This window comes from Massiliimalia massiliensis (assembly GCF_900155615.1).
Classification (GTDB): domain Bacteria; phylum Bacillota; class Clostridia; order Oscillospirales; family Ruminococcaceae; genus Massiliimalia; species Massiliimalia massiliensis.
On record NZ_FUHT01000002.1, the window covers coordinates 269,439 to 282,045 of the forward strand.

The 12,607-nt window shown below is 46.8% G+C and carries 12 protein-coding genes; 2 read left to right on the forward strand and 10 right to left on the reverse strand.

The genetic code is table 11. The features are described 5' to 3' along the window. Both CZ360_RS01205 and CZ360_RS01210 read right to left on the reverse strand, forming a co-directional pair. Positions 1–867 (reverse strand): carbohydrate ABC transporter permease, encoded by an 867-nt coding sequence (locus tag CZ360_RS01205; protein ID WP_077532382.1) that lies wholly within the window; start codon positions 865–867, stop codon positions 1–3. A 63-nt stretch (positions 868–930) separates the two neighbouring features. After that, entirely contained in the window at positions 931–2,235 is a 1,305-nt protein-coding gene (locus tag CZ360_RS01210) for an ABC transporter substrate-binding protein (protein ID WP_159438062.1), read from the reverse strand. Between the two features lie 323 nt (positions 2,236–2,558). Here CZ360_RS01210 and CZ360_RS01215 point away from each other — a divergent pair, with 323 nt between their 5' ends. Continuing rightward, complete coding sequence (locus tag CZ360_RS01215; protein WP_077532384.1) at positions 2,559–3,596, forward strand: LacI family DNA-binding transcriptional regulator; 1,038 nt, start codon at positions 2,559–2,561, stop codon at positions 3,594–3,596. 58 nt (positions 3,597–3,654) lie between these two features. Here the strand turns inward: CZ360_RS01215 and fba are convergent, their stop codons facing one another. The 3 genes from fba to CZ360_RS01230 all read right to left on the reverse strand — a co-directional run bounded on the left by fba (position 3,655) and on the right by CZ360_RS01230 (position 6,395). Continuing rightward, the gene (gene fba, locus CZ360_RS01220) at positions 3,655–4,500 is read right to left on the reverse strand and encodes a class II fructose-1,6-bisphosphate aldolase (RefSeq protein ID WP_077532885.1); all 846 of its coding nucleotides are present in this window, start codon (positions 4,498–4,500) and stop codon (positions 3,655–3,657) included. 63 nt (positions 4,501–4,563) lie between these two features. After that, positions 4,564–5,517 (reverse strand): sugar kinase, encoded by a 954-nt coding sequence (locus CZ360_RS01225; RefSeq protein ID WP_077532385.1) that lies wholly within the window; start codon positions 5,515–5,517, stop codon positions 4,564–4,566. 11 nt (positions 5,518–5,528) lie between these two features. Further along, positions 5,529–6,395: a D-psicose 3-epimerase gene (locus CZ360_RS01230; RefSeq protein ID WP_077532886.1), complete on the reverse strand. Its 867-nt coding sequence runs from the start codon at positions 6,393–6,395 to the stop codon at positions 5,529–5,531. 300 nt (positions 6,396–6,695) lie between these two features. Between CZ360_RS01230 and CZ360_RS01235 the strand changes: the two genes are divergently transcribed. Further along, positions 6,696–7,721, forward strand: a complete 1,026-nt coding sequence (locus CZ360_RS01235; protein WP_077532386.1) for a LacI family DNA-binding transcriptional regulator — start codon at positions 6,696–6,698, stop codon at positions 7,719–7,721. Positions 7,722–7,819: 98 nt separating this feature from the next. Here CZ360_RS01235 and CZ360_RS01240 read toward each other — a convergent pair whose 3' ends face one another. From CZ360_RS01240 to CZ360_RS01260, 5 genes are read right to left on the reverse strand one after another with little or no spacing between them, the layout of a single operon-like run. Then, entirely contained in the window at positions 7,820–8,641 is an 822-nt protein-coding gene (locus CZ360_RS01240) for a sugar phosphate isomerase/epimerase family protein (RefSeq protein WP_229407955.1), read from the reverse strand. Positions 8,642–8,689: 48 nt separating this feature from the next. Beyond that, a complete protein-coding gene (locus CZ360_RS01245) occupies positions 8,690–10,027 on the reverse strand; it encodes an MATE family efflux transporter (RefSeq protein ID WP_143530109.1) in 1,338 nt (445 codons plus the stop codon). A 21-nt stretch (positions 10,028–10,048) separates the two neighbouring features. Then, a complete protein-coding gene (locus CZ360_RS01250) occupies positions 10,049–10,864 on the reverse strand; it encodes an amidohydrolase family protein (protein WP_159438063.1) in 816 nt (271 codons plus the stop codon). 12 nt (positions 10,865–10,876) lie between these two features. Further along, the gene (locus tag CZ360_RS01255) at positions 10,877–11,638 is read right to left on the reverse strand and encodes an amidohydrolase family protein (RefSeq protein WP_077532388.1); all 762 of its coding nucleotides are present in this window, start codon (positions 11,636–11,638) and stop codon (positions 10,877–10,879) included. A 24-nt stretch (positions 11,639–11,662) separates the two neighbouring features. Next, positions 11,663–12,592 (reverse strand): amidohydrolase family protein, encoded by a 930-nt coding sequence (locus tag CZ360_RS01260; protein ID WP_077532389.1) that lies wholly within the window; start codon positions 12,590–12,592, stop codon positions 11,663–11,665. Between the last annotated feature and the right edge of the window lie 15 nt (positions 12,593–12,607).

Below are 12,607 nucleotides of genomic sequence, written 5' to 3' on the forward strand. Positions count from 1 at the left end.
TTAGTTTAGATCCATCTTTTTGGTCACCGTTTTAAAAATCAGCGTAAATACCAAAGAATAGACAAAGATCGTCACTGCAATTGCAGTTGCGTAACCATAATGGTTCTTCATAAATCCTTCCTTAAACAGGATTGTCGCAATAAAAGAAGAAGCGTTCCCCGGCCCGCCTTTGGTCATGATATAGGAATAATCAAAGGTTTTCAGGCATCCGATAAAGGTATAAATCAGGCTCATCTGAATACTCGGCCATGAAAGAGGTACGATAATTCTCCACAGCAGGCAGCCGGTAGAGGCGCCATCTATCCTCGCGCTTTCTAACACATCGTTTTCGATTGCCTGAATTCCCCCCAGGAACATAATAAAATGGATGCCAAGATACTGCCAAAGCTGCGGCGCGATAACCGAAACCAGCACAACCTTGGGGTCAGAAAGCCAGGCATATTCAATCCCAAGCATTGCCAAAAACTTGCTGATTACACCGACATCAGAGTTTAGCATGATGTAGAACATGGTTGCAGTCGCTACTGTTGAGATGACAACCGGGAGGAAAAATACGGATTGATATGCCTTGCTGAACCGCCTGATCCGTGTTACCAGCCACGCGATGATAAAGGCCACCGGATTTTGTACAATAAACGCAAAGAATACGATTATCAGATTATTCTTCGCAGCCTCCCAGTAGCCTGGGTCATTGGTAAAGATGTCGATGTAATTTTTCAGCCCAATGAATTCGGGCGAGCCAATCGCATCCCATTCCGACAGGCTGTAGCTGAAATTCATAATAATTGGAATAATTATAAAGCCGATAAAAACGATCAGTCCGGGTGCCAAAAAGGAGGCGGCAAACAGATTTTTCCCTTTATTCACCTCTATCAGTCCTTTCTGAACCGGGCGGATGCCCGCCCGGCCATTGCATTTCCTATTTTTGGATTAGTCCGCTAAATCCTCATTGACAGCTTCCTGTACCTGGGAAAGATATTCGCTGGGTGTAAGCTGGCGCGCATATAAGCTGTCCATCAGATCCATGTAAACCTCGCGGGAATCTACATTCGGCATCAGAGCCCACATTGCCATATGCAGGTCAAGGCTTTCACCGGCAGTTAAGAATTTTTCCATGGTCGGCTCGCTCATAAATGCCGGCTGTTCCGGCAGATTTTTGCTGTTAGAGAGGTTTTCCGCCTTTGCAGACATCACTTCGTCTGAGCAATACTGATCCATTACCGCTACAATTCCGTCTGTTTTAGAAGCATCCTCAAAGGATTCACGGAAGATATAGATACCATTGTTTGCTCCGCCGGTAGTAAAGGCTGCCGGATCATTTTTAGCACCAGGGAATTTCGGATAGGTGATAAAATCGGTATTTTCCACTTCGATACCGGAAATTTTCCAGCAGGTTGCAACCAGCATCCCCGCCTGTTCAGCGTTGAACAGAGCCAGAGTTCCGTCAAAATCTCCGGAGGCGACTGTGTCAGCCGGGAACATTCCCTTTTCTGCCATTTCGGAAATATATTCGCTTGCCTTGATTGCTCCGTCGCAGGAAGCAAAAGCATCTGGTTCAGAAATCATCTGGTTTACTTCCTCAACGCTTGCATACTGATAAAGGATCGAGCTCCAGAGGAAGTATCCGATATCACCGTGCGCAGAACCGCAGGCGATCGGAATAATACCGTTTTCTTTAAATACTTCGCCTACTTCTAATAGTTCCTCATAGGTTGTCGGATAGGACAATCCATATTGATCGAACAGGTCTTTATTGCAGGCCAAAAGCTGTGTGCTTCCGCCGCACGGAATTCCATAAGCAGTTTCGCCGCCATCCAGGTTTACCGCCAAAAAGTCAGTCGCACTGAAGTCCTCTCGTTTTACCTTGGTAGACTTCTCAAAATATTTTGAGATATCAAGCAGCATATTGTTGTCGATGAACGGTCTTAAGGAGGAGCGGGTCCAGTAATAGAAAATATCCGGCATATTATCTGATGCCATGTCGGTAGTGAGCTTGGTACGCAGATCATTTCCGGCTGCTGTTTCAATATCCAGCTTTACAGCATCCGCATTTTCTTCTGCCCATGACTGCATCAAGGGAAGCGCCGGATCTTCTGCCTGCAACGCTAAACGGATATTCGCCGCACCGCCTTCGTTACCGCCGCCATTCGAGTTTTCATTGTCCTGGCCGCTGCCGCAGGACGCCATTGAGACTACCATTGCTGCACAAAGTAAGCTTGCCAAAAGTTTTTTCATGTTACATTTCCTTTCCATATCATTGTTAAACTGTGTACGATTTTATGCTTGTTCTTATATCACCTCCCAAGGTCATTCTTTTTCATAACTTTAAATTCAACTAGGTATTGTAATGAGGTTAAAAAAGAATGTTTCTTTTTAAATTTTTTCAACTTATTTTTGAACTTATTTATCAATTTATTTAAATATTATCACTATAATCTCTTTTTGTCAAATATTTTTTTGAAAAACTATGCAATTTGTTAATATATCCAAATAACTATATCTAAATTTGTTTAAATAGTATTTAAATTTAATTTAAAAAATTCATTGACTTTTCTCTGTTGATCTTTTATAATAAAACTAATAAATCTTTAGGAGGGATTGAAACGAACAAGATCAAGAGCAAGGATGTTGCACGGAAGCTCAACATATCTCCCGCAACAGTTTCCCTTGTGCTGAATAACAAGCCGGGCGTCAGTGAAAAGACCCGGGAATTGGTGCTCTCCTATCTGGCAGAAGAAAAAGGAATGATCCAGGTTGCGGCAAAGCCTCAATATCATATTGCATTGGTGATTTTAAAAAATTACGATCTTGCTCCGGACAACCCCGGGTTCTGGCAGTTGTTCGATTCTATTTCAGCCCAGTGTCCGAAATACCAATGTGATTTCTGCAGTCTAACCATCGAAAAGGAAGATCCGCACCTAGAAAAGCTGGAACAGTACGATGGGATTATCGTCTGGGGAATCCAGGCCTCCAAAGAGGATTTGGTACGGATACGTTCCTTAAAGGTTCCTGCTGTTATCGTCTGCAATGAATGGGACAGCGACAATCAAGATACTGTCATATCAAAGCACAGGAGAGCCGTATTCGGCGCAGTTTCCTATCTGGTAGAACGCGGACATCAAAACATCGGATATCTGCGGGGAAATCAACCGCTGAATGTATTTCAGCTTCGGTATCAGTTGTTTCAAAATGCAATCGTTCACTATGGCCTGAAGCTAAAAGAGGATTGGATTTATGCGGTAGATCCCACTTCGATTGAAAGCTCCTGCCAGGATTTTGGGCAGATGATCCGCAGTGATCTTCCTACTGCGTTTTTCGGGGATAATGATTTGGTCGCTATCGGCTGTATGCGTGCATTGCTGGAGGCCGGATATCGAGTGCCAGAGGATATATCGATCATTGGTTTTGGCAACATTCCCATTTCCTCAGTAGTTACGCCGTCGTTAACCACCTTTCACGAGGATGCAAAAAAAACAGGCGAATGCGCTTTGGATCTCTTGATGAAGCGGATTGCTGACCCGGACTCCGATTCCGTTAAAGTGGAGGTAGGAACACATTTAATCGCAAGAGAAAGCGTCTTGAATTTATCCAAATAATAAAAAGCTGCCAGAGGATAAATCCTCTGGCAGCTTTTTATTATGAAACCGATCCAGCTCACACCCGGTTTGCCGAACCGCAAACCGCTATTTTCTGGATACATAGCTTTTCTACCGCTTCTCTTGCCTTACCCAGGTATTTTTTGGGATCAAATACCGCTTCGTCCTGCAGAGCAGCCCGCACAGCAGCCGTTGCGGCATACCGCAGCTCCGTGGCATAGTTGACTTTGGCAATCCCAAGCGCAATACAGTTCCGCACCTTTTCATCCGGAATCCCTGAGCCGCCATGCAGAACCAACGGTACCCGCGTTGTCTGCTGCACCGCGGCCAAGCGGTCAAAATCAAGCTTCGGTTCCCCCTTATAGAACCCATGGGCAGTTCCGATGGCCGGGGCGAATAGATCCACCCCTGTATTCCGGACAAATTCCTCTGCCTCCTGCGGATCGGTATATGCCGCGTTTTCCACGCTGAGTCCGTCCTCCTTTCCGCCCACTTTGCCCAGCTCTGCTTCCACCGTGATACCCATAGCATGCGCTGTCTCTGCCACTTTTTTTGTCAGCGCTATATTTTCTGCAAACGGAAGCTTGGAAGCGTCAATCATAACGGAACTATATCCTGCTTTGATCGCCTGCATCACCCGCTCAAAGGTCTCGCAATGGTCAAGATGCAGTGCTATCGGGACAGCAGCATGACGTGCAAGAGACGAAACAACGGCATACGCCTGTTCTACTCCCAGATAATCAACAGTCGAAGGCGTTGTCTGAAGCAGTACAGGGGAGTGTTCCCTCTCGGCTGCTCGGATAATCGCCTGCGCCATTTCGAGATTTTCAAAATTAAAAGCAGGCACTGCATAATGATTTTTATGGGCTTCTCTGATTAACTGCCCGGATGTTACATAAGGCATACTCGTTTCCTCAGCTTTCTCATTTTCTTTTGTTTGACAGAAGGTATAAGGCAAATCACCTTGCTATCCCTCCACGCGCCGATTTTCACGGATTATTTTTTCCACATTCTCCCGGTTGATTTTCCCTTCCATGGGGCCGAATGCCGCGGTATTCAAGGAAGCTGCCGCAGTAGCAAGCTCTGCTGCTTCCTTCAGGTTTTTTCCTTCCAGCAGTCCGCAGAGAAAAGCGCCGTCAAAGCTGTCTCCCGCTCCTGTGGCATCCTCTACCTTTACCGGGTAGACTCCCATCGTAACCGTTTCTTCTCTCGTGTAAACGGTACAGCCCTTGGAGCCGTTTTTCAGCGCAATAATTTCCAAAGCCGGATTTTCGAAGCAGGCTTCTACCGCTTCTTCTACTGTTTTTTCTCCGCTGATCATCAACAGCTCTGAAACTCCGGGCAAAAACACACTGCATCGCCGCATGACCTCCCGAACCATAGATAAGGCAGACTCATCCTTCATCAATTCCGGCCGGATATTGGGGTCAAAGGAAATTTTTGCCCCCCGTTCGGAAAGCGCTTTCATCAGCTTGACAATTTCCTCACCAAAGGCGCGTTTGGCCATCAAGGAACAGCCCATAATGTGGAAAAAACGCACCCCTTCTCCCAAAGAAGCTGCTTCCGGCGCCGACGGCCTGGTTGCCGGAGTGTCAGAAAAATGATAAAGGAACCGGCGTGAGCCATCCCCAAAGTAGGTTACAAATGCTACTCCGGTTGATCCGTCTTGATATTCCGTCACATGGGAGCAATCCACCCCATCCCGTTTCAGCCGGTCAAGCAGGCATTTTCCAAAGTCATCCTTTCCAACACCACCGATAATTCCGGCCGGGTGTCCCAGCCTCGCCGCAGTATCAATAAAAATTGCCGGCGCGCCGCTGGGAAACGGCCCTAAAAATGTTCCCGGCCGGTCTAAAGGAAGATCCGCTTCCGGTCTCATCACCTCACAGAGCAGTTCTCCCATAGTCCAAATTTCCGCCATCTCAATCTCTCCTATCTCAAAAAATTCTGTTTCAGCACACTGAGCGCCATTTTTGCATCCCGGTCAAGCTTTTCTTCATCTGCACCTCCCGAAAGGTCACGCCAAACCTTAATATCCTTTCCCACCTGGCCGCCCGGCAATACAAACGGCTCCATCACAACGCTTCCATTATAGCCGATACCGCGCAGCGCTGTCCCAATTTCCGCCCATGGCAGGCTGCCCTGCCCGGGCATCCTCCGGTTTCCTTCTCCGACATGCAGATGTCCGAGCAAATCGCCGGCGCAGTGAATCGCTTTTGCAATGCTGTCCTCTTCGATATTCATGTGAAAGGTGTCTAACAAAATCTTTACATTTGGGTTCCCGACCTCCCGGCAAAACTGCACCGCCTCCTCGGCAGTGTTCAGAATATGGGTTTCGTACCGATTCACCACTTCCAGGCACAGGTCGATTCCGAGCTGCTGTGCGGTTCTCCCCATCTCCGCACAGCTTTCCACTCCGCGCGTCCACAAAGCCGGCTTATCCAGATCAGTAAAGTCATTAGGCCAATAGGTGTACATGACTCCGGCTAATGTATGAGAGCCAAGCTGCTCCATGCGTTCCATAATACTTGTGAGAAATCTGATTCCATTTGCCCGGATCAACGGATCGCCGGAAGCTACGTCATATTGTTTTGCCGGGCCAATGTTACAGCTTATTTCCAAATCTAATTCATCTGCCAGCATTTTTAGCCGATTAAGCTGAGAATCTGTCATCTGCAACAGATCCCCCGCGGCAATTTCCAGAATATCCAGTCCCAGTTCCTTTGCTTTTTTTAAATAATATCGGTAATCACCAGTCCAATCGTGAGTCCAATAAGCGAATAAAATCCCGAATTTCACAGCGTCATCCTCCATCTCCTATTTGAAGCGTATACTAGTTCCAGTTTATGATCACGTGTATAAAGTAAATTTGCAATACATCGGCAAAACTGCTTGAATATCTGATATATTTAGTTTATAATAGATTTTGATATTGATTTTTCTTTTTGAGCACGTGCTCAATTTCTGATTGCAATTATATCACGATTTGATTTGGAAGGCAAGACCTTTCTCATAAATTTGAAAAATTTTACTCCGGCTCAATCAGCGGGAGCAGCACCGCAGAAGATGAATTCAGTGCGGATAAGGGAGGGAATAGATATGTCTACACAAATCACTATGAAAAAGCTGGCCGAGCTGGCAGGCGTATCACGGGGAACAGTAGACAAGGTGCTCAACGGACGTCCCGGTGTGAAAGCCGAGACTAAGAAAAAGGTGCTGGAAATCGCAAAGGCGCTTCATTACCAGCCCAACATCCTGGGAAAAGCGTTGGTTTCCCGCGAACCGGTCAAGATAGGTATCATCCTAACGCCGGAATATAATCCTTTTGTTCTCGAAATGCTGGAAGGAATCCGGCGTGCAGAGCGGGAATATACTGTTTTTAATCTCGAAATTTCGGTACGGATGCTGACCGCGCTGGAACCGGCTGAACAGATCAGCATCCTAAATGAGCTCAAAATGAACGGCGTACAGGGAATCGCCCTATTTCCTATTGACGATGACCGGGTAAGACAATTGGTAAATACCTTCATTAAAGAAGGCATTGCGGTCATTACCTTCAATTCCCGGGCCGAAGGAATCAACAGCCTGTGCTTTGTTGGACAGAACCATATCAAGGGAGGGGCCGCCACAGCCGGACTGCTGCAAAAGCTGCTGCCTATGGGCGGAGAAATCGGCGTGATTATCAGTTCTCATTCTCTTTCCTGCCACGAGGATCGGCTGAGCGGCTTTCAAGACCGGATCCAGCGAAAGAATTCAGGACTCACTGTGATCGGCATCAAGGAAAACCAGGATCAGGAGGACCGGGCGTTTGAGCTTACCCTGGAATACTGCAGCCGTTATCCCAACCTGTCCGGGATTTATATCACGAGCGGCGGTGTGATGGGATGTGCAAGGGCACTGGCTATCACCGGAAAATCACCCCGCGTAAAGCTGGTCTGCCACGATGTAACGCCGGAGGCCAAAAAGCTTTTGGCAGACGGCACGCTCGACTTTGCAATCGACCAAGGCCCACAGACACAAGGCTATCAGCTTGTAAAGGTTCTATTCGAATATCTGGTGAAAAAGCAGCAGCCCGAGCCGTGGATTGAGATTCCGATCGGAATCATCACTGAGGATCTGCTGTAAAAACGCTATCAAGCCGCAAAACCGCTTTATCCCATGCAAAAAGGCTCATACCATATGGTATGAGCCTTTTCCAATATTCTATTTGCAGTGGATGCCACCTATATAGATTTCAAATAATCCAGGCTTATTTTAACAGCCTCCATCGGTGTGCGCCCCTTGGAATAATCCTGCTCCACAACAACGTAGTGTGCACCGCTCTCCTCCGCTGCTTTCAGGATAGCCGGGATATCCTGCATCCCATGTCCCACTGGACGGAATTCAAAATACCCGTCTCCTTGATCCTCTATTTCCCCGCTCGCCTGCCCGATCAGCTCATTCAGGCTCTTGGGTGCACCCTCCAGATAGAAGTCCTTCAAATGCACTACCGGGCAGCGGTTTGCATATTTGCGGACATATGAGACCGGATCCTCTCCCGCCACCTTAATCCAGCAGCAGTCAAGCTCAGTCTGCAGAAAATCCGCCGGTACTGTCTGATACAGATGATCCAGCCCATATTCCCCGTTTGCTAATCTTACAAATTCGAAATCATGGTTGTGATACAACAGCACGATTCCCTTTTCAGCACAGAGCTTACCGAGCTTTGGCATTTCCTCCAGCACTGTATCAAAGCCCGGCGTCAGCGGCCGCAGTTCTTCCGGCAGATAAGAAATCACAATATATTTGCAGCCGATTGAAATATAATCCTCAATTATCTTTTCCGGATCGGCTAGCAGCTCATCGAGCGATAGGTGGGCGGAAAAAACAGGAATTCCTACTTCGTCTGCTATTGCCCGAAGCTCTCCGGCCGTCAATCCATAAAGTCCGGCTAATTCTAAAAAATCATATCCCATATCCTTTAAGGCCTGAATTGTACCTTTAAAATCCTTTTCCGCTGTATCCCGCACAGAATAAACCTGTACGCCAATTGGTAATGTAGTCATGATTTGACACTCCTTTCCGTTTTCAAAGACTATGTTAAATGATAGCTTCTATTCATTCAAATTTTTCCATGCTTTCTGGCATCGTTTCCAGTACAGAAGTCCCGTCAAGTCGGCTAAAATCCAGCCAATCGGGATTGCCCACCAGATACCGGAAAGCCCAATCCTGGGAATCGGAGCCAGCACATAGGCAAGCAGTACCCTGCTCCCAAGAGAGATTACCGTCAGAACAATGGACATTTGCGCCTTTCCCAATCCACGGTACAGACCGTATAGGAGAAACAACAGTCCAATTCCCATATAAAAGACTCCCTCAATCCGCAGATATGACGCACCGATTTGGATGATTTCTTCTTCCCTTACGAAGATCCCCATTAGCTGCTCTGCAAACAGAAAGATCAACAGAGAAACTACGGCGCTGAAGGACAGGCTGAGCTTCATCGCCTGACGAATTCCCGTTTTAATCCGTCCCATTTTCCGTGCGCCATAGTTTTGGGCAATATAGGTAGAAAACGCATTGCCAAAATCCTGTACCGGCATATAAGCAAAGGCGTCAATTTTTACCCCGGCCGCAAACGCAGCCATCGCAGAAACGCCAAAACTGTTAACCAGTCCCTGCACCATAAGGATTCCAAAATTCATAATCGACTGCTGGATACTGTTCAAAACAGAATTGCTTGCTACCCGCTTCAACAGCTCCCTATCCAGCCGCAAATTCTCTCTTTTTAAACGGAGCATAGGGATTTTCATTTGATAATAGCCTACGATCAGGATTGCCGAAACGGTCTGTGCAATCACAGTCGCAATTGCGGCGCCGGCAACACCCATATGGAAGGCAACGATTAGTACAATATCCAGTACAATATTAATGACCGAGGCGATTACAAGAAAAAGTAAAGGAATCAGGGAATTTCCAATGCTTCGAATAATTGCCGCGCCAAAATTATAAAGGAAGGTGAAAAAAAGCCCATAAAGAATTATCTGGATATACAGCTTGGTATCCTCAAAAATAGATTCTGGAACCTGAAGCAGTAAAAGGAATTGATCTAACAGAAAAAATGAAACACAGAAAATCAGGCATGTCACCGCAAAGACAAAGACCAGGCCATTCCAGATCGCCGTTTTGAGCTGCCCGATATTTTTTTCGCCAAACAACTGGGAAAATACAATCCCGCTTCCTATGCAGAGCCCTAAGATAATCGAAGTAAACAGAACAATGAACGCATAGGCAGACCCTACGGCCGCCAATGCGTTCGAGCCCAAAAAATGGCCAACGATAAAGGTATCTGCAATATTGTAAATTTGCTGCAGCAAATTTCCGATGATGAACGGAATGCTAAACCGGAGCATCACCCTTGTTTCATTTCCAGTTGTTAGATTATTCGTCATGCGCTAAGTTCCAATCATGTTCTATTTTTTGGGATTCTTCTTCAAAAGATTAGCAAAATTTTCATGAAGCAGCCCGGCCTTTTGGGAATCATCCAGATCAGCAAACAAAATCCGCGTCATTCCATACCGCAGATCATGATAAGGAAAATCTGTTCCAAATATAATCTTTTCAAAAGGGCACTGGTCAACCAGCTCATTAATGCAGTGCTCAGTTATATCAAATCCACAGGTGTCCAAATAAATATTCGGATAGGCGTTTACCAGTCTGATCGCCTTTTTAACCGACTCTACAGTCCCGCCTGAATGCGCGAGGATAAATGAAACCTTCGGAAACCGGCCCATGACCTCTTCGCACAAGGTCAGATTACAGAAAGGATCAAAATCCCCCCAGGTATGGCTTAAAACAAAGCCGCCGCGTTTTTCTACCTGCTGAAAAATTTTCCGGTATCCCTCGCAGTCAATCCGCGCGCGATGTCCGGACGGATGGATTTTTACGCCGACTACCTGTTCCACAGGATAGTAGGTATCAAACATCTCCTCAATTTCATCTTCATGAAACGGATTCAAGCATAAATAACCGTACACTCGGTTCGGATATCTGCGAATACTGTCAAGCATCAGCTCATTGCCATACTTATAATCACATTCGATTCCTGCTTCGGGAGCGATACACAGCTTTTCAACTCCCATTGAATCCGCCTCGCGTATCATCTGGTCGATATCTGCCGGCGCATGATAAAATTCGTGTCCAGTTCCAAGGTGGCAGTGAGCATCAATAATACGCAGCTCAGGGAATATTTCCCCTTTCATCGCTCTCTCAAAAATTTGTTGTGCCATCATGCCACCTCCTTAATACGGATACCGGATTTGACGGTTTAGTGAATCAATATTACCATATGCAATCTTTTCTTTATCCTCCTGGCTGATGTCCGCATAAAGAATTCGTCCTACAAAGGTACCTGGTTCCAGATAAGGCATTCTGGTACCAAACAGAATATGCTCCGCGCCAAAGCACGCAACGATTTCCTCTACCGCGCGGTAAGCGATCAGCAGGCTGGTATCAATATGGAAATTTTTGCATTTCTCCATCATGGGGTAAATCATCCTGGCGCTCCGGTAGCCGGGAGTCAGCAGCACGATAGGGACATCTGGATACTCACAGCACAGATGGTACAGCTCATCATAGCTTTCAAGGCCGCCTGTGTGCTCCATTTCGTCAATCAGCACCGGCATTCTCAAATCACTTAACAAGGTAAAAAGCTTATCTATGTTCCAGGGGTTTAACGTATACCCGTGATCACGAGGAAACAGCCGCACTGCGACGATCCTGTTTTTGCAGATAAACTCCACAGCTCCTTCCCGTCCGCCGAACTCCTGCTCCAGCAACGGGGTCATCACCATAACCGGCGAGAGCATACTGTGCTCTTTAGCCGCCTGCACTGCAGCGTTATTCCCTGCAGTCAGTTCAGACAGCCACGCTTTGGTATCCATCACATAGGCTTTTTCTATACCAACCCGTTTCATTTCCTGCTCCATTTCGTCAGCAGTACGAAGGAACAAATTCTTGGGAGTCCATTCTCCCAGCATTGCGTTAATATCTATAAACTGCATTTATCTTCGATCCTTTCTGAATGTTTATCTTTTCTGGCTGCGATCTAACAGGGTCTGCGCATTGGCGGACAGGATTTTTTGCTTCATGTCATCATCCAAATCAGAAAATAAAACCCTTGTCAATCCATAGCGAAGATCATGGAACGGATAATCCGAACCATACAACAGCCGTTCCGGATCACGCATCTGCTCCACCATTTCAGGCAGGGCATGTTCTGTCACATCAAAGCCGCAGCAGTCCAGATAGACATGGGAAAAACGGTTTGCCAAATGAATGGCCTTTTTTACTCCGTCCACCGTGCCGCCGGAATGCCCCAGCACAAAATTCACATCCGGAAAATCCTTGATGATATCCTCACATAAATCGATATTGCTGTACGGGCAGGCCTCCCAGGTATGGACAAGCACATAGCCGCCGGAATGCCCCAGCACAAAATTCACATCCGGAAAATCCTTGATGATATCCTCACATAAATCGATATTGCTGTACGGGCAGGCCTCCCAGGTATGGACAAGCACATAGCCGCCGTACTGCCGCACCAGCTCAAAGATTCTTCGATATCCCTCGCAGTTTGCTTTTGCCTGCATAGCTCCGGGATGAATCTTCACCCCTACAAACTGACGATATGGATAATAGGCCTTTATTTCCCTTTCTGCCTCCTCCGGTTTATGCGGATTTAGCGCCACATATCCCAGAACATGCTCCGGATAGCGTTCGGCAGCCTGCAGGGTATCCATATTTCCTCTTTGATATGCGTTAGAGGTGCCGGCCTGCGCAACAACGCATATTTTGGCCACACCCATCCGTTTCGCATCCTCGATCATGGGATCAATCCCTGCCTCCGAAAACTGGAAACAAGCAAAATTCCCCATATGGCAATGAACGTCTATAATCTCTAAATCCTCAAAGGAATCTCCGTTCATTGCACGCTGCAAGATTGTCTGCGACATCATTTTCTCAACTCTACT